This is a genomic window from Nocardia australiensis (genome assembly GCF_020733705.1).
GTDB classification, from domain to species: Bacteria; Actinomycetota; Actinomycetes; order Mycobacteriales; family Mycobacteriaceae; genus Nocardia; species Nocardia australiensis.
Map to the genome: position 1 here is coordinate 1440552 of NZ_JAJFZM010000001.1, position 20824 is coordinate 1461375.

General features: G+C 64.7%; 19 protein-coding genes and 1 pseudogene. 9 read left to right on the forward strand and 11 right to left on the reverse strand.

Annotated elements, in window-relative coordinates; all coding sequences use genetic code 11:
• Positions 1-20 precede the first annotated feature (20 nt).
• Positions 21-629 carry a DUF1707 SHOCT-like domain-containing protein gene (locus LKE06_RS06600; protein ID WP_227997736.1) on the forward strand — a complete coding sequence of 203 codons (609 nt, stop codon included), beginning with the start codon at positions 21-23 and terminating at the stop codon, positions 627-629.
• A gap of 50 nt (positions 630-679) precedes the next feature.
• Positions 680-1125, forward strand: a pseudogene (locus LKE06_RS06605) (PaaI family thioesterase).
• Positions 1126-1318: 193 nt separating this feature from the next.
• Here LKE06_RS06605 and lon read toward each other — a convergent pair.
• The 3 genes from lon to LKE06_RS06620 form a co-directional block, all read right to left on the reverse strand.
• Positions 1319-3772: an endopeptidase La gene (lon, locus tag LKE06_RS06610; protein WP_308188309.1), complete on the reverse strand. Its 2454-nt coding sequence runs from the start codon at positions 3770-3772 to the stop codon at positions 1319-1321.
• Between the two features lie 413 nt (positions 3773-4185).
• Entirely contained in the window at positions 4186-5109 is a 924-nt protein-coding gene (locus tag LKE06_RS06615; RefSeq protein WP_227997737.1) for an NADP-dependent oxidoreductase, read from the reverse strand.
• Positions 5110-5215: 106 nt separating this feature from the next.
• Positions 5216-5611 carry a MerR family transcriptional regulator gene (locus LKE06_RS06620; protein WP_227997738.1) on the reverse strand — a complete coding sequence of 132 codons (396 nt, stop codon included), beginning with the start codon at positions 5609-5611 and terminating at the stop codon, positions 5216-5218.
• A gap of 45 nt (positions 5612-5656) precedes the next feature.
• On the opposite strand from LKE06_RS06620, the gene LKE06_RS06625 reads away from it, so the two are divergent.
• The 7 genes from LKE06_RS06625 to LKE06_RS06655 all read left to right on the forward strand — a co-directional run bounded on the left by LKE06_RS06625 (position 5657) and on the right by LKE06_RS06655 (position 12073).
• Complete coding sequence (locus LKE06_RS06625) at positions 5657-5854, forward strand: hypothetical protein (protein WP_227997739.1); 198 nt, start codon at positions 5657-5659, stop codon at positions 5852-5854.
• A gap of 395 nt (positions 5855-6249) precedes the next feature.
• A complete protein-coding gene (locus LKE06_RS06630) occupies positions 6250-7605 on the forward strand; it encodes a DUF445 domain-containing protein (protein WP_227997740.1) in 1356 nt (451 codons plus the stop codon).
• Positions 7606-7737: 132 nt separating this feature from the next.
• A complete protein-coding gene (locus tag LKE06_RS06635) occupies positions 7738-8529 on the forward strand; it encodes a TIGR03084 family metal-binding protein (RefSeq protein ID WP_227997741.1) in 792 nt (263 codons plus the stop codon).
• A 332-nt stretch (positions 8530-8861) separates the two neighbouring features.
• Complete coding sequence (locus LKE06_RS06640; RefSeq protein ID WP_227997742.1) at positions 8862-9623, forward strand: hypothetical protein; 762 nt, start codon at positions 8862-8864, stop codon at positions 9621-9623.
• A gap of 55 nt (positions 9624-9678) precedes the next feature.
• The gene (lhgD, locus tag LKE06_RS06645; RefSeq protein ID WP_227997743.1) at positions 9679-10866 is read left to right on the forward strand and encodes an L-2-hydroxyglutarate dehydrogenase; all 1188 of its coding nucleotides are present in this window, start codon (positions 9679-9681) and stop codon (positions 10864-10866) included.
• A gap of 147 nt (positions 10867-11013) precedes the next feature.
• Positions 11014-11484, forward strand: coding sequence for an SRPBCC family protein (locus LKE06_RS06650; protein ID WP_227997744.1), 471 nt, complete (start codon positions 11014-11016; stop codon positions 11482-11484).
• A 10-nt stretch (positions 11485-11494) separates the two neighbouring features.
• Positions 11495-12073 (forward strand): ribonuclease H family protein, encoded by a 579-nt coding sequence (locus tag LKE06_RS06655; RefSeq protein ID WP_227997745.1) that lies wholly within the window; start codon positions 11495-11497, stop codon positions 12071-12073.
• Positions 12074-12167: 94 nt separating this feature from the next.
• Here the strand turns inward: LKE06_RS06655 and LKE06_RS06660 are convergent, their stop codons facing one another.
• The 8 genes from LKE06_RS06660 to LKE06_RS06695 all read right to left on the reverse strand — a co-directional run bounded on the left by LKE06_RS06660 (position 12168) and on the right by LKE06_RS06695 (position 20824).
• A complete protein-coding gene (locus LKE06_RS06660) occupies positions 12168-12974 on the reverse strand; it encodes a hypothetical protein (RefSeq protein WP_227997746.1) in 807 nt (268 codons plus the stop codon).
• 88 nt (positions 12975-13062) lie between these two features.
• Positions 13063-14241 (reverse strand): MlaD family protein, encoded by a 1179-nt coding sequence (locus LKE06_RS06665; protein ID WP_227997747.1) that lies wholly within the window; start codon positions 14239-14241, stop codon positions 13063-13065.
• Positions 14238-15341 carry an MCE family protein gene (locus tag LKE06_RS06670; protein ID WP_227997748.1) on the reverse strand — a complete coding sequence of 368 codons (1104 nt, stop codon included), beginning with the start codon at positions 15339-15341 and terminating at the stop codon, positions 14238-14240. Before LKE06_RS06670 ends, LKE06_RS06665 begins: the two co-directional genes overlap by 4 nt.
• Positions 15338-16429 carry an MCE family protein gene (locus tag LKE06_RS06675; RefSeq protein WP_227997749.1) on the reverse strand — a complete coding sequence of 364 codons (1092 nt, stop codon included), beginning with the start codon at positions 16427-16429 and terminating at the stop codon, positions 15338-15340. The genes LKE06_RS06670 and LKE06_RS06675 overlap by 4 nt, the downstream gene beginning before the upstream one ends.
• Positions 16426-17421 carry an MCE family protein gene (locus LKE06_RS06680; protein WP_227997750.1) on the reverse strand — a complete coding sequence of 332 codons (996 nt, stop codon included), beginning with the start codon at positions 17419-17421 and terminating at the stop codon, positions 16426-16428. The genes LKE06_RS06675 and LKE06_RS06680 overlap by 4 nt, the downstream gene beginning before the upstream one ends.
• Entirely contained in the window at positions 17421-18449 is a 1029-nt protein-coding gene (locus LKE06_RS06685) for an MCE family protein (protein ID WP_227997751.1), read from the reverse strand. Before LKE06_RS06685 ends, LKE06_RS06680 begins: the two co-directional genes overlap by 1 nt.
• Positions 18446-19954: an MCE family protein gene (locus tag LKE06_RS06690; protein WP_227997752.1), complete on the reverse strand. Its 1509-nt coding sequence runs from the start codon at positions 19952-19954 to the stop codon at positions 18446-18448. The genes LKE06_RS06685 and LKE06_RS06690 overlap by 4 nt, the downstream gene beginning before the upstream one ends.
• A 6-nt stretch (positions 19955-19960) precedes the next feature.
• Entirely contained in the window at positions 19961-20824 is an 864-nt protein-coding gene (locus LKE06_RS06695; RefSeq protein WP_227997753.1) for an MlaE family ABC transporter permease, read from the reverse strand.

A 20824-nucleotide genomic window follows, 5' to 3' on the forward strand; every position in this document is an offset into this window, starting at 1 on the left:
CGAGCAAGGGAAACAATCCGATGACCGACGCACAGGAGAACCTGCCCGCGCTGCCCGAGGTTCGGATCGGCGACACGGACCGGGAGATCGCGGCGCGCCAGCTGCGGATCGCCATGGACGAGGGCCAGCTCGACCTGATGGAGCTGGACAAACGACTCGCCTCGGTCTACGCCGCGCAGACCTCGACCGAGTTAGTGGCCGTAACAGCCGACCTGCCGGTGGCCGCCGCGGCGCGCGAGCCGATCGAACTCCGCACCGGCAGCGGGTCACGGGATAAGAGTGGTCATTGGATCGTCCCGCCCGAACTCACGGCCGAATGTAGTTCCGGCACAATCACCATCGACTTCACTCAGGCGCTGTGCACGCATCGCGAGGTGGTGGTGCACGCGGCGGTGCGGTCGGGCGCCATCCGGTTGCTCGTGCCGCACGGCTGGCGGGTCGATCTCGATCGAGTGCGCACCGGCAGTGGCGCCGTGCAGAACAAGGTGACCGAACCGCCGTTACCAGGCTCGACACTGATCCGAGTCGACGGGGAGATCGGTTCCGGCGTGATCGTGGCCGGATATCCACGCCCGCCAAGGCGATCGTTCTTGGCGTGGATACTTCGCCGCCCGCGCCCGGCGGCCTAGGACACTACGGCTTGGACAACGCTACGAATCACGAACCACGGAGGAGCCCTATGACCACCGAGACATTCGCCCTCGATCTCGGACTCGCTGAACAGGTACTCGCCGCCAGCCATTCGCCCAACTCGTCGGCACCGAAATCACCGCGTTCGGCGACGGGGCGGCGACACTGGTAGTCCCCATTCGCCCGGAACTCAGGCAGCAGTTCGGATTCGTGCACGGCGGCGTACTGTCCTACCTCGCCGACAACGCGTTGACCTTCGCCGCCGGAACCTCGCTCGGCGCGAACGTCCTCACCGGCGGTTTCACCATCACCTATCTGCGCCCGGCCGACGGCGCCCGATTGCGCGCCGAGGCGGCCGTCACCGGCGCGACGCGACGCCAGGCCGTCGTCAGCTGCTCGATCTACGCCGAGAGCGACGACACCGAACCAGTGCTGTGCGCGATCGCCCAGGGCACGGCCAGGACCGTCGAACGCGATCGCATCGAAAGGGACTGACCACTAGCGATGAGTCGCGCGGGTACCGCGACTCATCGCACTCGAACCCTAATACTGCGGTGCCCCAGCCGAATTAGTCACGCGTGTTGAGTTTCATCGCTTGTCCGCGCGGGATCGACCGGCCTATGCAGAGATTTTGGTGCCGAATTGTAAACGGGCCGTGCATGTTTCCATGCACGGCCCGTGCACCGGGTCAGGCGCTAGCCGCGAAAACCCTGCTGTCGGCTGCCGGTTCGGCGACCGGCTCGATGGCGTAGGCCAGGATGTCGGCCACATCGGCGACGGGGCGAACATTCAAGGCGGCCAGCACTTCTGCCGGGACGTCGTCCAGGTCCGGCTCGTTGCGGGCCGGAATGAACACCGTCTTCAGGCCGGCGCGCTGGGCGGCGAGCAGCTTCTGCTTGACGCCACCGATCGGCAGTACCCTGCCGTTCAGCGTGACCTCACCGGTCATGCCGACGTCCGCGCGGACCTGCCGGCCCAACGCCAGCGACACCAGCGCGGTGACCATGGTGACACCCGCCGAAGGACCGTCCTTGGGCACCGCGCCCGCCGGGAAGTGCACGTGGATATTGCGATCCAGCACCGACGGTTCGATGCCGATCTCCTCCAGGTGCGATCGCACGTAGGTCAACGCGATCTGCGCCGACTCCTTCATGACGTCACCCAGTTGGCCGGTCAGCGTCAGCGAACGCTCACCATCGGCGGCATTGGCCTCGATGTAGAGCACATCGCCACCGAGTCCGGTGACCGCGAGTCCGGTCGCCACACCCGCGACCGCGGTGCGTTCCACCGAGTCGGGGGTGAAGCGGGGACGGCCCAGGTATTCCTTCAGATCCCCCAGGTCGATCGTCAGCGACTCCTTGGCCACTGTGACCACGGCGGTTCCGTCCGGCACCAGTGCGTCGTAACCTAGTTCGGTTCCGTAGCCGAAATCGGTCACTACCGCATCGGATTCGGCAGCGGCCGAACCGATTACATTTTCCGACAGTCGAGTCGCCGCCTTACGCAACGCCTTTGCGATCAGGCGCTCCAGCTGCCGCACTCCGGCTTCTCGGGTGTAGTTCGCGGCGATCTCACGCAGTGCCGCGTCGGTGATGGTCACCTCGTCGGTGGTCAGCGCGTTGCGTTCCAGCTGGCGCGGCACCAGGAAGTCGCGGGCGATATCGACCTTGTCATCCTCGGTGTAGCCGTCGACGGTGATCAGTTCCATCCGGTCCAGCAGCGGGCCGGGGATGGTCTCCATGACATTGGCCGTCGCTATGAACAGCACGTCGGACAGGTCCAGATCCAGATCCAGGTAGTGATCGCGGAACGTGTGGTTCTGCGCCGGATCCAGCACCTCGAGCAGCGCCGCGGCCGGGTCGCCACGGAAGTCCGAACCGACCTTATCGATCTCGTCAAGCAGGACAACGGGATTCATAGATCCCGCCTCCTTGATCGCACGGACGATCCGGCCGGGCAGCGCGCCCACGTAAGTGCGCCGGTGACCACGGATCTCGGCCTCGTCGCGCACGCCGCCAAGGGCGACACGAACGAACTCGCGGCCCATGGCCCGTGCCACGGATTCGCCCAACGAGGTCTTGCCGACACCGGGCGGTCCGACCAGCGCCAACACCGCGCCGGAGCCACGTCCGCCGACAACGTCGAGACCACGCGAGGCGCGGCGCGAACGCACGGCCAGGTACTCGACCATGCGGTCTTTCACCTCGTCGAGACCGTGGTGATCGGCGTCCAACACCGCGCGTGCGGCCGAAACATCCGTTCTATCAGTGGTTTTCACCGTCCATGGCAGCTCGAGGACGGTGTCGAGCCAGGTCCGGATCCAGCCGGATTCCGGGCTCTGGTCACTGGCCCGCTCCAGCCTGCCGACCTCGCGCAATGCCTCCGCGCGCACCTCGTCGGGCAGGTCCGCCAGCTCGACGCGACTGCGGTAGTCATCGGCGCCATCGGGCTCGTCCTCGCCGAGTTCCTTGCGGATCGCGTTGAGCTGCTGGCGCAGCAGGAACTCGCGCTGACTCTTCTCCAGGCCCTCGCGCACGTCATCACTGATCTTCTCGGTGACCTCGGCCTCGGCGATATGCACCTTGGTCCATTCGATCAACGTGGTCAATCGCTGTGTGGCATCGGGAGTTTCGAGCAGTTCACGCTTCTGGTCGTTGGTCAGGTATGGCGCGTAGCCCGCGGTGTCGGCGATCGCCGACGGATCGGCCAGCTGATTGACCGCGTCGATGATCTGCCATGCCTCACGGCGCTGTAGCACCGAGACGGCCAGCTTCTTGTATTCGGCGGCAAGCTCTTTGGTGCGCCCATCGGCTGCGGGCGCGTCGACCGGCTCGGCCTCGACCCATAGCGCCGCGCCGGGTCCGGTCACCCCGTGTCCGATCTTCGCGCGCCGTTCGGCCTTCAATACCGCCGCGGGCGCGCCGCCGCGCATCCGTCCGACCTGTTCGATGGTGGCGACCACGCCGAAGGACGCGTAGCCCTCGGTCAGTCGCGGTGCCAGCAACACGGCCTCGGTTTTCGCCGCACGCGCGGCGTCGATGGCGGCCTGCGCCGATTCGTCCAGTTCGATGGGCACGACCATGCCCGGCAGCACGATCGGATCGGTCAGGAACAGCACCGGCAGGTTCTGTGGTGTAGTCACGTGTTCGACCCTTTCAAAGTTGAGCGATGCCCAGTCAACCCCGAGTGCCATGGGTTTGTTCCACTCCGCATCCGGAGTTCGCTGAGGGCGAATTGTAGGTTCCGGCGTGTCGTGTCAGTTTCCGGAACTTATGTCAGCGGGATGTCAATTTTCCGGAGTGATCCACCGAGAGAACATGTTCCAGATCCGTTATGCGGACCGATCATGGCGAGGACAGCTGAATGCCCGGTAATGCCGATTTCCGAGCATCCTCGCCGCGCCCGATCTGCCATGAACCTAGGCTCCCGTCTGGCTGTGCCGACCCTATCCGCACGGCTCGGCGAGACTCGGAGACCCAATCGGGCGGCATGGTTGTTACGCGATCCGCGGGGCTGGGTACGGCCCGCTCTTGGCGCCGGTCGACCGGGTACTTCTCATGCCACCTTGATGACAACCTTGCCCGAAGTGTGACCGTTCTCGACGGTAGCGAGGGCGGCCGGGGCGTCGGAGAGCGGATGGACCGCGGTGATCACGGGTGCGAGGAACCCGTTGAGGGCCAGCCGGGCGGACCGCCGCAGGTTCTCGCGGTCGAGGCGACGCTCGATGAAACGCCCACCGAGATCGGGCACAGACGAATCACCCACGGCGATGACGTTGCGGGCATCGCGGGCCAGTGCAGCGACCGTCCGCAGCGAGGTGCCTCCGACCAGGTCGACGATCCCGTCGAAGCCGTCCGGAACCAGCTCGCGTGCCGCGGCGAGGACGTCCGCGGCGGCGTAGTCGATGAACCGCACCCCGATGGCCTCGGCGTGCTCGCGCTTGGTGGTGCTCCCGGTGCCGATCACACGCAGCTCGCGCCCGACGGCCAGCCGGGCGACGGCGAGGCCGACCCCGCCCCCGACCCCGTTGACCAGGACCGTGGCACCGGCCGGGAGGCCGAGCTGGTCGAGCGCATCCACCGCGGTCGTCCCGGCCACTGGCAGCGTTGCCGCCACGGTCGCGGACAGACCCGCCGGGATGCGCGCGGTGTTCGGTGCGGACAGTACCGTCGTCTCGGCGTAGGTGCCGCCGCCGGTGAGTGCGAAGCCGAAGACCGCGTCACCCACCTCGAGCCCGTCGACGCCCTCACCCAGGGCGAGAACGGTTCCCGCTGCCTCCATGCCCAGTACGCGGGGAAACCGACGCCCGCCGTCGAGCCCGGGGACCAGACCCGAGCGCAGCAGATGGTCGAGGGGATTCACCCCGGCGACCTCGACCCGGATCAGTACCTCGCCGCGACCGGGGGCGGGATCAGGACGATCGAAGAGCTCCTGTACCTCGGGCCCGCCATACTTCCCGAAACCCCACGCCTGCCCCATCTTTGCCGCCTCCTGTGTGACCGACCCGGATGGTTCCGGGCTCTGTGGCCATCCTCATCCCTGACACTGATGTAAGGGGCAACTGACTGAGGTACAGGTCACAGCATCAGGCCGGCCTTGCCACCGGTTCCGGAGCTGTGGACAGCTCCGCCTGGTGCTGGCTGTTGGCCCTGATCAGCACGTCGAGCGCGTCTCGGGTCTCGATCAGGTGCGCGATGTCGGCGTCGATCCGGTCGCGCTCGCGCGTCATCATCGCGAACGCCAGCTCGACGACGCCCGAGTCACCAGGGGTCTCCACGCACGGCAGCACAGTCGCGATCACCCGGCTCGACATACCCGCGTCGAACAGCTGCCGGATAAGCGACACGCGCTGGACCTCGGCATCGGAATAGTGACGCTGCCCCGCGTCGGAGCGTGAGCTGCTCAGCAGACCCTGCGCTTCGTAGTACCGCAGTGAGCGCGGACTCACGCCCGTGCGCTTGGACAGCTCACCGATCCGCATCCCTGAGAGCCTACGCCCGCGTGCCCCAGGTTCAGCCCGCCGGCGATGGTGGCGACTCCGGCGCGGATTGTGTTGTGGCGGGCAGAGATCCGGCAGAAACAGGAAGTCGCGGCAGGTGGCAAGCGACACGACACTGAGGAATCCCACAGCGGAAAACAGCTGACCAAACCCACCCCCGCGCCGACGCCGACAGCCGGAACTTACAGCGAATTGCAGGTTCTCATCGAACTTGTCCTGCGGTGAGCGCGCCACCCTGGTGGTCATCGAGGGCCAAAGGCACCGACCAGCAGGACACCCACACGCCTCTGAAGCCGACGTCGACGAGGACAGCGAAGAGTCCGGCGAGGACAGCGATCGCTCCTCGGACAGCGACTGGGAGGCATAGACGAAATCGGGTTGGTGCGGCGGCATTCTGACGCCCCACCAAGTCCGCGCTGCTCGTGCTGAGGATTCCGACAAGATGGCGAGAATCCAGCTCGGACAACTGCATGAGAGACCGCAGGTCGGCTCAGCTCAGAACCGATAGGTTCAGCGAGTACCTACTCTAATTGTTCGCTGGCCCCGCGTTGACACTCCGAAGGAGCCAATGAGAATGTTGTGGCGTCCATAACACCCGGTCGGCGTGAGGGGGACCTGCGATGACAACACTCACCTCGGGCGTTTTCATCGACTGGGAGAATCTGACCGGGCAATCTAAGTTCGCCGTCGAGCTGATTTCGTTTCCAATCTTCAGCGCATTGGCAGGATGGCTCACCAACTGGACCGGCGTCCTGATGTTGTTCTGGCCGGCCATCTTTCGCGGAGTCCGTGTTCCGGGTCTACAGGTGCTGTATCCGTACTTTCCGCGCCGGGTTCAGGTGCTGCCGACCTTTTCCGGCGACGGACGCCGTTTCGGATTCCAGGGATTCATTCCGGCGCGCGCGGAGAAAATGGCCAGTATCTGCGTCGACAAGTCGCTCATGCGGATCGGCAGCCCGCGCGACTTCATCAAAGAATTGGATCTGGACGGCATCGCCGATTACATCGCCATGCTCGCGAGTAAACAGGTGAAGTCGATGGTCGACGAGGTGATGTACCGGGAGAACCCTGACCTATGGGGCGGCCTGCCGAAGACCATGAGGCAAATGGTCTACCAGCGGGTGGACCGGGAATTGCCCGCGATGTGCAGGCGCGCTTTCGCATCACTCGGTGACAATGTGGACCAGTTGATCGACGTCAAGAGATTCGTCATTCGCTATCTCCACGAAAACCCGTACATCCTGAAGGACCTGACCACCACTATCGCCGCTCCGGAATTGAAATTCATGGTCCGGATCGGACTGCTCGGAGCGCCGTTCGGACTGCTGCTCGCGCTATATCTGCATGTGCACCAGTCCATTCCGGTGCTCGGCTGGGTGCCGCCGTGGGTGATCGTGCTGCTGGCGTCGGCGGTGATCGGCGTGAGCGTGAACGTCATCGCGGTCAAGATGGTGTTCGAGCCGGGCGATCCACAGCCGCGCTACAAATACCTATGGCGACAGGCGTTGCTGGCCAAACGGCAGCCGCAGGCCGCGGTCGACCTCGCGCACATCCTGGCCTATCAGGTACTGACGCTGCCGAACCTGTCGAAGGAGCTGTTGGAGGGAACCAACGGCGACAAGACCAGGCAGTTGCTGGAGCGGTTGATCGCCGAGGAGATCCACCGCCAACTCGGCCTCACGACATCCCTGGTGCGCGCGGCGTTCGGACGCCGCCAATTCGACAACCTCAAGGTCGGCGCGGCAGGCGCGGTGGTCGGACTGGCTCCGACCATGGTCGAGGACGAGGAGTTCACCCTCGAGCAGGCCAAACAGATCGATGAATTCGCGGCGCGCAAGCTGCAACGGCTGACACCGGGGGAGTTCATGGAGATGTTCTACGCGTCGGTCGAACAGGACGCCTGGCTGTTGTATCTGCATGGCGCGCTGCTCGGGCTGGCCGTCGGCGCGGTTCACCTGACGATTTTCGGCTGGTAGTCGGCACTTTCCGGAGACCAAGGGCGCGCAGGCGTAAATACAAGCACGCGTGCTTGTATCTTTCTCGACCTGCTGCGATACTGAGACGCAACAGCGCACGCAGCGGTGTGCCCGCGACCGGCAAGGAAACAGATGGCTGACCTCGACGCGCTACTCGGCGACTTCGCTGCGGAATGCGCGGATCTGGAACAGATGGTCGCACCATTGGCGCCGCGGGACTGGGCAACTCCCACGCCGGCACCCGGCTGGAGTATCGCCCATCAGATCGCCCATCTCGCCTGGACCGACGAGGTGGCGGTGCTGGCGGTCACCGATGCGGACGGATTCGCGAAGCTACTGGTCGAGGCCGCACCGAAGGCGTTGACGTTCGTGGACGAAGGCGCGGAAGAACTCGCCGTCACACCCCCGCCGGAATTGCTCGCCCGCTGGCGTAAGGGCCGCGCCGCCCTCGCCGCCGCCCTCGCCACCGTGCCCACCGGTACCAAATTGGCGTGGTTCGGGCCGCCCATGAGCACGGCGTCGATGGTCAGCGCCCGGATCATGGAGTCCTGGGCACACGGACAGGACGTGGCCGACGCTCTCGGTGTCACCCGGACGCCTACCGACCGGCTGCGCACCGTGGCCCACCTGGGGGTACGCACCAGAAACTTCGCCTATTCGGTGCGCGGCAGGACGCCACCGGAAGCGGAATTCCGGGTGGAGCTCACCGGCCCCGACGGCGCGATCTGGTCCTGGGGGCCCGAGGACGCCGAACAGCGCGTGAGCGGACCCGCCCTGGACTTCTGCCTGCTCGTTACCCAACGTCGTCATCGCGACGACCTGGCGCTGCGCAGCACCGGCGCGGATGCCGCGGACTGGTTGACGATCGCGCAGGCGTTCGCGGGCAGCACCGGAGACGGCCGAACAGCGGGCCAGTTCACCTGACCCGCTGCCGTGGCAGGCGATCGCCAAACTTGGGTACGCCGTTAGTTTCGACGGTCGGACGCCGTTGGCCGGGTGTCTCATGGTGGCAGTCGAGAATGACGCTCGCCAGCTTTCTAGGTCTACCCAGCCGTTAGCAGGCGGAAACATGGACGACCCCCGGAATCCACCTGAGCGAGCGAGTTGTGCTGACAACACCTTTCCTACCGCATTGTGATGCTGCTCTCACCGATGCGGCGGCCCCACGCGTAACACCGTAACCTGGACAAGCGTACGGCTTTCAACGATGCGGGCCGCGCCGTTATAGGGGATATGACGGAGGAAGGAACAGCATCGTGACAGCACATAAGCCTGCCCAGGTTCTTCGACATGCCGCGATCGTGCTCGCAGGCACAGCCAGTCTCAGTCTCACCGTTGCCGCGGGCGCCTACATCGTGAACCAGATGGCAGATACCCACCAGCCGGGCACCACACTCTCGACGCCGCCAACCGCGGCCGCCAAGGAGATGGGCACCCACACCGTGCCGACGCTATCGGAGGCGCTGCGGTCCGGCGGAAACCGTGATCTCCCAGCCGCATTCATCCGCACCCACGCCGAAACCAGGATCGCCACGAACAGCGTGGTTCCGAATGCGGCAGCGCCGCAATCTGATTCGAGCACCGGCACACCATCCGCACTCTGCGGCAAGCTGCGGCTGGGCACCACGTATGTCGGCGCGCGGGTCGCTCCGGTCCGATCCGATACCGTCGCGTTCACCGTCGACACCAACGCGCTGAGCGCGCTGACGGATTTCCTGCCGTCCGAACCGCTCGCGCAGCGGCTCGACGTCGATTCCGATCCAGCGGCTTCCACCCAGGTCCGCGCCGAACTCGATACCCACGGCGAGGTCACGATGACCTTCTCCGATCCGGCCCTCGGTGAACACGCGATGCGGGTGAACCGCTACACCGCGCCCGCCCCGAATACCCCGAGCCCGGCGCAGGACGCGACCACACTTACCGATGCGGCGACCGTTTCACCCGAAAATGCTGCGACGCCGCAAGATTCGACAACCCATCCCGGCCTGACCACCGCGCCTGCCATCGTCGACGTCTAACCCCCCTCGGCGCGCCCTGGTGGCGTCACCGCCCGCCACCTGCTTTCGTGTGGTCATGGGCAATTCGACCGACTTCTGCGTGATCGGTGGCGGGATCGTCGGGGTGGCCACCGCGCACCGCATCCTGCGGCGCCATCCAGGGGCGAGCCTCGTGCTCGTCGAGAAGGCCGCAGCACTGGCCACCCATCAGACCGGACACAACAGTGGTGTCATCCATTCCGGAATCTACTATCCCCCAGATAGTTTGAAAGCCCTGCTGTGCAGGCAGGGCGCGCAGTGGACAAAGGATTTCGCTGCGGCGCACGATATTCCGTTCGAGGTATGCGGAAAACTATTGGTGGCCACCGACTCCCGCGAATACGAGCGAATGCTCGCGCTACATGAGCGGTCGGTGACCAACGGGGTGGATGTCGAACTGCTCGACGCCGCCGAACTCGTCCGGCGCGAACCTCGGGTTACCGGGGTCGGCGCGCTGTTCGTGCCGAGCACCGGCATCGTCGACTACACCCGCGTCACCACCGCGCTGGCCGCCGAAATCGCGGCCGAGGGCGGACAGATCGTGCTCGGCGCCGAGATCGATTCGATCAGCGAGACCCGCGAGACGGCGACCGTATCGGGCCCGTCGGGGTCGTGGACCGCACGCACCCTGGTCGTATGCGCGGGACTTCAGGCCGATCGAATGGCCCGGATGGCAGGCCTGCGCACCGACTTTCGCATTGTGCCCTTCCGTGGTGAGTACTACCAGTTACCGCCGGAACGGGCCGGATTGGTTCACACACTGATCTATCCGATCCCCAACCCCAATCTGCCGTTCCTCGGCGTGCACCTGAGCCCGACCATCGACGGCGAACTCACCGTAGGCCCCAACGCGGTGCTCGGACTGTCCAGGGAGGGCTATCGCAAAGGCAGCTTCGACATCCGTGACGCCCGCGACGTGCTCGGCTTCGCGGGCACGGCGAGGGTGGCCCGCGCGCATCTGCGCACCGGCGCACGGGAACTGCGCAATTCGCTGTTCAAGCACGGTTATCTGGCCGAATGCCAACGGTACTGCCCTGAACTGACGGTCGCGGACCTGCGACCACGCGAAGCCGGAATCAGGGCACAGGCGGTGTTGCGCGACGGCACGCTGGTGCACGACTTCCTGATCGAGCGGACACCCCGGTCGATTCATGTACTGAACGCGCCCTCTCCGGCGGCGACCTCGGCCATGCCGATCGCGGAGTATCTGGTCGACCAGCTCTGAGCGCGATCCGACAGCAAACCGCGCAACACGCGTCTACCCGATCAGCTGAATACCAGACAACCCCTGAAATAAAGAGGAGATCTGTAGTACTTTTAGCGGCAGCCGTGGAACCCAACGCGAACGCCGCTAGTCAGGCAGGGAGGGCCGATGGGCCACATCAAATACGCGAGCGATGTCGGCGCGCCGGTCGAGGTTGCCTTCACCTATACCGACAATCACCTGTTCGTGCCGGACTGGATGTTCGGAGTCGCGGGCTTCGAACCGGCAGGCGAGGTCGACCACGGCATCGGCGCGACGTATATGACCACGGCACGGTTCGCACTCTGGCACCCCACGGCAACCTGCGAGATCACCGAGTACCGGCGCAATGTGGTGATCGGGTACACGCTGCGCGGGCGGCTTTCGGGAACCCTGACGCTGCGGTTCGACCCGCTCGGCTACGGACGATCGGTGCTGACCTCCGAAGCGGAGTACGCTCCACCGAGCGGCTTCGCGGGCCGCCTGTGTATCGGCCTGGTGGACTCTGCCGTGAAATCGGCGCTGCGCCGCACCGAGGCGCAGTTACGAAGGGAGATAGAGGAATTCCACGGTACCGATCTTGTCGGTCGGATTGCGTAGGGTGCCAGCCATGATCATCGTGAGCACCGACGGATCCTGCCTCCGCAACCCCGGCGGCGCCATCGGCTGGGCTTGGGTCAATCATCAGGGCTCGGCCCGCAACGGGGGAGCCGCATCCGGAACCAACCAGATCGCGGAGCTACGCGCGGTGCTCGAGGCGATCGTCGCGCACCCGGGCGAGGAACCCCTCTTCATCGAAAGCGATTCGCTATACGCGATCAAATGCGCGTCGGAATGGATCTCGGGCTGGCGTCTCAACGGCTGGCGCACCGCCAGCGGCGGCGCGGTGAAGAACGTGGAACTCATCAAACAGATCGACCGCGCCATCGCCACCCGGCCGGGCCCGGTCCGATTCCGTTGGGTACGTGGACATATCGGCAACTACTACAACGAAAAGGCCGACAAACTCGCGGGCGAGGCGGCCAGGCAGGCCGCGGTATCGGCTGCGGGCAGTGAGGTGCCCACCGCGGAATTGCCTGTCGTACCGGAACTTCCGGCGGCTACCGACGAATTAGAAAAGACTCCCGGACCGCGGGCCGCGGGGAAGCCGGTCGCATCGACGGCGCCTCAGACAATGACTTTGTTCTGAGTCCGTCGGCGCGAACGGAGCGCAGGCCCGCCCGAAAAAACCTCCGGCGGTGGAGGCATCAGCCCCACCGCCGGAGTTGCTTGGCGAGGATCGGTCAGTTATTGCCCATCTGCTTCAGGATCGGCAGATCGAACTTATTGACCAGCCACTTGTCGCCATCCTTCTCCAGGCCGGCAACCACGACGAGTTCGACGTGGCTCGGCGGCTTGTTGGCGGCAGCGGTGTTGACGTTGCTGGTGGTCTGGCCGATCACCACGAGCACGGTGGCGTGCTCGGCGTCACCGGACTGGAAACCGCACTGCATGTCGTAGGTGGACGACGTGGCCTTCGCGTCCACGACCACGCCCTTGAGGTCCTGGCCGAGCTTGCTGAAGGTGTCCTTCCACTCGCCGGTCGAGGCACCGTCCACCTTCGTCAGGTAGTCGTCGATGGTCTCCGGGCTGTATGTGGAGATCAGCCGGCCGTACTCACACGCGGCCTTGCTGGCGTCGGCCTGCGCGTCCAACTTGTCGCCGCGATCCTGCGCCCGCAGGTAGAACACAACGACGGCGGTCACCGCCGCCACCAGCAGGATGCCCGCGACGAAGGCGGCGAGCACCGTGACCGGCCCGAAGCTGCGCTTTGCGGAGTCAGCCTTGGCAGCAGCCGCGTCAGGAGCGTTGTCCGCGGCCGGAGCGGTCACCTTCGCGGTGACCTCCGTATCGGCCGCCGGATCCGTTTCGGCCCACGACTTTCCGAGATCGATCGTCTTATCGTCGGCCGCCTGGTCCTGCGCCGCCTTGTCGTCGGTCGCGGCGGTGGCGTCGGCGGCAGTGGTGGTGGTGTCCTCGGCCCCCGTTTCCTTATTCAGTTCGGGGTTCTCGGTTCCGTCGTCCTTGGAACCGGCGGCATCATTGGACATCGATACAAACCTGCACTTTCCCGGCACGCTCATCGCGCACCGATATTGCCTTGTCAGCCAGCGAAACTACCACCGGACCAGGGTTTACTCACCGTACCGGCGGAAGCGTGATGTCATTCGGGTCCGCACCCGGCGGCATCTGCGCACCGTTGTCCGGAACGTTCGGCCGCGGCGCATTGGCCGAACCGCGAACTTGCAGCCCGGGCGGCGGGTTCTCGCAGTAATTCCACTTGGGCAGTGAGCCGTCCTGGATGACCTCGTTGCGCACCGGCGTGTGACTGTACTGACAGACCGGGCGCATCCAGATATCCACAATGGTGAAGAACTCGTTGTCATGCGCGGGCACGCCCGCGGCGGACAGGCCGAGCTGCAAGGACGGGAACAGTGCCCGCAGCGCCGGGATGCGCAACTGCGCGGCCTTGGTTATCGCCGAGAAGTTGGCGGCCAGACTTGTGATCGGATCGGCGGTCTTGTCCAGCACGGCGCCCAGGCTCGTCAACTGCCCCGGTGCCTGCTCCAGGATCGTCTGCAGCTCGGCGTTCGCATTATTGAACTGGTCGAACAATACGCCGGAGTTATGGGTCAGCGTAGCCAGATCGGGCTGGGCATTCGAGGTGGTGTCCGCGATGGTGCTCAGATTGTGGATTAGATTCGTGGTCTGTGGCAGCAGCGAATCGAGACCCGCCATCGCCAGGCTGATGCCGTTCACCATGCCGCGCAACTGATCCGGGCCGCCGCTGAGCGCGGTGTCGAGTTCGGAGAGGATGATGCCGAACTTGTCCGGGTCGATCTGCGCGATGAGCGCGCTCGAGTTGTCTAGCACCGACCACACCGGGGTCGGCGTCTTGATGGTCTTCGGATCGAACTCGATGACCGAGCCGTCACGCAGGTACGGACCCTGCTCGCTGCCCGGCCGGAAGTCGATGTACTGCTCACCGGCGCCGGACAACGCCTGCACCGCGATCGCCGTATCGACCGGAATGTGGTAATTCGAGTCGATCTGCGCCTTGGCCACGATGGACTGGCCGCGATCGGTGAGCTCGATCGAGGTCACCTTGCCGATCCGATACCCGCGCAACGTCACGTCATTGCCCGGCTGTAGCCCACCCGAACGGTCCAGGCTCACCGTGACCGTGTAGTTGGACTTCAGCGGATTCACCCGCATGACGCTCACCAGCAGATACGAGGCGCCAACGATGAACACGAGCACCAGTCCCAGGCTCGACAGCACTAGCTTGCGCCCGAATACCTTCTTCTGCCAGGTCACTTGTAGGCCCCTGTCACTCGCGCTTGGATCAACTGAAGGACGGTGATCAGGCTGCCCACGGTGTCCTGCACATCGCGCAGATCCTGGAGCTTGCCGTGCGCCGGATCCGAGAGCACGCTGAGGTCGAGATTGGTTAAGGTTGCGTAGACGGCGAGGCTGTTGCCCGCGAGCGTCGCGTCCAATCCGGGCTTCACCTCATGCAACGCGTCCAGCGCCGGGCCGAGCGTCTGATCGGTGCGTGAGAGCGCGTCCATCAGTTGTTGCACGTTGCCGAGCAAGCTACCCAGCTGATCGCCGGAGCTGTTGGCGTAGTCGCCGAGTGCCGCACTCGTCACCGAAATCTTGGACAGCAGATCGCCGATGGCCCGATTGTTCTCCGCGACCGCGCCGATCATCTGCGGCAGCGTGTCGGCCACCTGACCGAGTTCGGCACGCTTGGACTCGATTGTGGTTGCCAGTGTGCTGAATTGGGCCAGCACGCTGTCGACCCGCGCGGAGTTGTCGTTCAAACTGCCGATGACACCGGTCATTTCGGTGATCAAGTGCGCCACTTGATCACCGCGACCGCCGACGATGGAGTCCATCTCGGAGGTCAGCTTGCTCAGCGCGGCGATACCGCCGCCATTGAACAACATGGAGACAGAGATCAGCAGTTCCTCGACCGTGGCACCCGCGGAGGTCTTGTCCAGACCGAGGGTGTCACCGTCGTGCAACGGCTGTGCGCCGGATTCGGCTTTTGGCTTGGACACCGCGATGAATACGTCCCCCAGTGGGGTGGCCTGTCGCAGCTCGGCCGTCGTACCGACCGGCAACTCGATGTCCTTGCTGATGGCCATGTCGACGATGGCCTGGAAATTCTTGGTCCTGATGTTGGAGACCACGCCGACATCGGAGCCGCCGATCTTCACCTTCGCCTGATCGGGCAGGTTGAGCGCGTTCTCGAAAACCGCGTGCAGAGTGTAGGTTTCGCCACTGGCACCGGGTTTGGGCAGCGGCAACTTCTCCACCGTGAAACCGCACCCGGAGGTCACTGCCACGCCGGTCGCGGCGGCCACCGCGATCAGTGTGCGGCGCACCTTCCTCGTCAGCCGGTTGGTCATTTCGTCATCCCCAGCAGTGCTGCCGTAACACCGAGGTCGGGTCCGAGATCTTCTAGTTTTCCGGTCCGGCACCCGTCCGACTTCATCTGAATCCGTTCACAGAACACGCTCAACAGCTCGCCGTTGAGGAAGGTCTGAATCGCGCCGTGCAGCCGGAGATAACCCTGCTCACGGTTCATCGACCGATCGAGGTTCTGCATCAGCAATGGTGCGACGTCGGCAATCTCGGTGACGCCACGCGCATTGGCACGCAGCTGATCGGTCACGGTGGTCAGACCGGTAAGCGAGCTCGACAACTGATCCTGGTACTGCGCGAACGCCGAACTGGTGTTGTTCAGGAAGTCGTTGAGCTGTTGCACGGTCGCCTCGAGGCCGGGCGCCTGATCGGCGAGCAATCCCGACATCTGCGTCATCTTGTTGCTGAAATCGCGGACCGACTGGTCATTGTCGGACAGCATTGTGGTCAGGTCATTGAGTTTGACGATGATATTGGAGACCGCGTCCTTGTTGTCGACGCCGACCTTCAACGCACCCGACAGCGCGTTGAGGGTGTCGCGCATCTTCTCGCCCTGGCCGTTGAGCATTGGATAGAGCACCTGGCCCGACAGCGGACCGAGACCCTCCTGACCCGGTTCCGGCTTCAACGCGGCGGCGAACTGGTCAATGGTCTTGATCATGGTGTCCAGCTCGACGGGCGTCCTGGTGCGTCCCTTGGGCAGGTGCGTACCGTCGGCCATGATCTCCCCCTGGGTGTAGACCGGGGTGAGTTCGATGTGCCGGTCGGTCACGATCGAAGGCGAAATGATCGCCGCTATCGCATCTTTCGGAATCCGCACATCGGAGTTGATCGTCATGTGCACCTCGACGAGGGTGCCCTTCGGGATGATCTTGTCGACCTTGCCGACCTCCAGCCCGAGCACGGTGATCGGGTTGCCCTCGTACATGCCGGCGATGTTCTCGAAGTCCGCGGTGATGTGCATGCCATTGCCGAGCGCGTTGTCCACCGAACTCGGCAGAATCGAGCAGCTGCCGACGGCCAGCGCGGCGGCGCTGATCATCAACGTCTTTGCGACGTTACGGAATTTCATCCCTGGCACCCCTCGATCATGTGCGCGAAGCACAACCAGTTGTCCGGGAAGACCCACGGCGCGCCGACGTCACCGTAGGGGCCGTTGCCGAACACATTGTTGAGCTGGCGCACCGTCACCGGCATGATCTGCAGCATCCGGTCGAGGTTGTCCTTGTTCTTCTGCAGCCCCTCGGCCATGGTGTTGAGCTGCTCGATGGTGGGGCCGAGTTGGTTGTTGTTCTCGGCGCCGATCTGCTGTAGCTGCTTGCTCAACGTCGCCACATTGTCGAGCAGCTGTCGCAGCAGGCCCTGACGCTCCATGACCCGGTTCGCGATGGCCTCGCCCTGGGTGATCACCAGCAGCACGCTGTTGCGGTTGTCGCCCAGAATCTGGGTGACCCGGTCGAGATCCTGGAGCAGTCCGTCGACCTCGGTCTTGCGCGAGTCCATCACCTTGGCCAGCGCGCCGATACTGTCGAGCGCCTGCACCGTCAGCTGCGGCGTCCCGTCCATCTGCTGGTTGATCATGTCCAGCGAGGTGGCCAGTTGCTTGGTGTCGAGCGCCTCGAACTTCGGGGTACCGACCTCGACCACGTCGGTCAGGTTGTACGGAACCGCGGTGTTGGACAACGGAATCCGATCGCCCGTCAGGCCCGAACCGTCGCCGGGCTCGACATCGACGTACCTGGCGCCGAGCAATGTCGCCATCTTGATCGACGCGTGCGCGTCCGGACCGAACTTGACGCTGTCGTTCACGCTGAGGGTCAGCAACACATGCCCACCCTCGAGCTTCGCACTCTTGACTTGACCACTCGGCACACCGGCCACATTGACCTTGTCACCGACCTTGATGCCGGCTGTCTGGGCGAACTCGGCCTTGATGGTGTTCTCACCGACGCCGATCATCTTGAAAACACTCGAGCCGACCAGCAGGCCGATGACGAGCACGGCGCCGAGCACACCGAGCCAGAAGTTGCGGTTACTCGCGAACCTTGACCTGAGTTCCGTCATCATGGGCGGCACACCGCCGACTGTCCGTTGCCGCCGATCTGTGGGAGCAGACCGCGGGGGAGCAGGATCCCGTACAGGGATACATCGAGGCGGCACAGGTAGGCGTTCGCGTAGGCGCCGTCCTGGGTGAACTTGCCGAGATCCGCCAGGGCCCCAGGCAGGTCGATCGCCGCCTGGTCGAGCTCGGCGCCGTTGGCGAGCAGCAGCGCTAGCGCGCTACTGGTGGAGTCCTGCGCATCCTTCAACTTCGGTTGCACCTTGTCCATCATGTCGACCAGGGACGTGGTCGCTGCAGCGATCTGCACGGTCGACTGTTGCAACGACTGGCCCTGGTCGTACAGACCGCCGATCAGTGACCGGGTCTGGGTCACCAAGGTCTCCAATTCATCACCTCGCTTGGCCAACCCCGCCATCACGCCGCTGAGGTTGGTGATCACATCACTGAGAATCGCGTCTCGACGCTGGAAATCCGTGGCCAGGGTGGCGGCCTGGGTGATGAATGAGCTCAACGAAACACCATCACCCTGCAATGCCTGGATGAATGTCTCCGAGAGCCGGTTCACCTGCTCGGGCTGCAACACCTGGAACAGCGGCTGGAATCCGTTGAGCAGCGCCGACACGTCGAAGGACGGTTCGGTGCGCTCGAGCGGGATGCTGGCGTTGTTCTGCAACGGCGCCGGGCTGGTCGCCTTGCCCGGCGCCAGCGCGACATAACGCTGACCGATCAGGTTCTGGTACCGCACCAAGGCTTTGGTGTCGTCGTACACCGTCTGATTACGCTGCACGATGAACGTCACCTTGGCGTCGTTCTTGCCGTCGAGCTCGATCTTCTCGACCTTGCCGACTCGCACGCCCGCCATGCGGACGTCATCGCCCGCACGCAGTCCGAGCACATCGCTGAATGTGGCCGAGTAAGTGTTGGTATCACCGGCGACCACGCGGGCGAGGGTATTCCAGACGACGACGGTCACCAGGACCGCGACCACCGCGAATACACCGAACCCGATCAATGGTTTGCGAATGCTCATTTGCCCTCACCGCTTTCGGTGACCTGCAGGGTGCCCCCACGCAGCGCCGAACTCAGCAACAGGTATTCGGCGGTCGTCGGGCGACGGCCGAGCAGCGCGATGATCGCGGCATCTCCTTCGTACGCAATGGGACCGGCCGACGGAACGCTCGCCGGGGCGGCGGGCGTGGCTGGCGAATCGGGCGCGGCGGCCGGCGCCGGGGCGGCGGCCGGTGCGTTACCCGGGGCGGGCGGGAACAGCTGGGGGAAAAGCCCCTGCAACGGTGTGCCTGCGAACGGGCTGGTCGGCAACGGCGCGTTCCCGGCGGCATCGGCAGCGCCGCCCGGCGAGTTCGCGCCCAGAATGTCCGGCAGACCCGCGGGCAACGGCAGCTGCGGCAGCCCCGCGGCCGAATCGAGGCCATGCCGCATGGACTCCGGCAGGTAGCCCGGATCCGAGACCGCCGGTGCGGTGGCGCAGCTCGGACCGGCCATGCTGCCGTAACGCGGGCAGTCCCCCTGGTCGTAGGGCCGGTACGGGGTGAGCGTGATACCCGCGTTCCACACCATCTGCCGCTGTGGACCCCAATGGAAGGTCGTATTCAGTTTGCGCAGTGAGTTGTTCAGGTTCGCGACCGTCGCCGTGATCGCCGCTGGATCCGAGACGAGCGCGCCGAACATATCGTTGGCGCCCGCCGTCACCGTCTTGCCCACATCACCGTTGCGGGCGAACAGACCGTTCACGGTGTCCACCGTGCCCGCGGTTCCGGCGATCAGCGCGATCATCGCCTGCCTGCGGTCGGCGATGGTCTGCGCGGTCTTCACCGAGCTTCCCAGCACGTCGACCAGCTCCGGCGCCGACTGGTTGAGCGCCTGGAAGGAGTTGGAGAAATCATTCAGCAGCACACCGAGATTCGGGATCGCGTCGTCGACGGACTGGATCCAATGATCGGTCCGTTCGACAGTGGAGCCGGGCACCCGGCCGCTGCCGTCGAGTGCCTGCGATAGCGTGCCGAGCACGCGACCGAACTGCATCGGGTCGATCTTGTCGAGGATGGTGCGCACGGTGGTGAGCGTGTCCTGCAGCGCGATGGTGCCCTGGCTGCGGTCCTCTCCGATCTGCGAACCTTCGTGCAGGTACTGGTCGGCGGGTCCATTGAAGACAAGTTCGACCGAGGTAACGGCGAACAGGTTGCTCGGCACGACGCGGGCAGTCACATTGGACGGAATATCGGTCGCGAACTCGGGTTCGAGTTCGATATTGACCTTCTGCTCTTCGCCCTTGGCCGCGACGCTGACGTCCTGGACCGCTCCGACCAGCACGCCGCGGAACTTCACGTCGGCCTGGCTCGGTAGTCCGTCACCGGTGGTGGTCAGATTCGCGACCACATTCACCTTCGGTACGAAATAGCCGCGGTATCGGGCCATCAGGAAGCCCAGTACCAGCGCGAACACAACCAGCCCACAGACGCCCGCGATGAGCAGCTGCCGCATGGTGGGTCCGCGCCCGCTCGGATCGATGATCATCTCGCCCTACCCCGAGATCCGGATGCCGGGGTTGACGCCCCAGATCGCCAATGTCATGAACAGGTCAGCGAATACGACCACGATGATGCACATCTTGATCGCCCGCCCGGCCGCCACGCCGACGCCCTCCGGGCCGCCCGAGGCGAAGAACCCGTAGTAGCACTGGATGAACGTGGTGATCGCGACGAAAAGAAGTGCTTTTGCCAGCGAATAGAGCACGTCTGTCGGGATAAGGAATTGATAGAAGTAGTGCGAGTAGGTGCCGCTCGAGGTACCGCCCAGTAGCTGCACCGTTATCGAGCATGAGATGTAGGCCATCGCGAGGCCGAGGCAGTAGAGCGGGACGATGGCGATCATCGCCGCGAACATTCGCGTACTCACCAGGTAGGGCAGCGGCCGGATGGCGATGGAGTCCAGCGCGTCGATCTCCTCGGAGATGCGCATTGCGCCCAACTGCGCGGTGAATCGACAGCCGGCCTGTGCGGCAAAGGCCAACGCCGCCAACAGTGGTCCCAGCTCTCGAGTGGTGGCAAAGGCCGAGATCGCACCCGTGAGCGGGCTGAGGCCGAGCAGATCGAGGGAGGTATAGCCCTGGATGCCGACGGTCATACCGCCGAACGCACTCAGGATCACGACGACACCGATGGTGCCACCGCCGACGACCAGACTGCCGTTACCCCAGGTGACGTCCGAGAGCAGCCGCCAGACTTCCTTCGGATACTGCTTGAGCGCCAACGGAATCGAACCGATCGAGCGCAGGAAGAAGAACACCTGGTGGCCGAGACGCGCGATCAAATCGACCGGCGCCTGCGCGGTCTTCTTTATTTGGCGAAGCGGCCGCAGCAGCGGCGGCACATAAGTTGATGACAC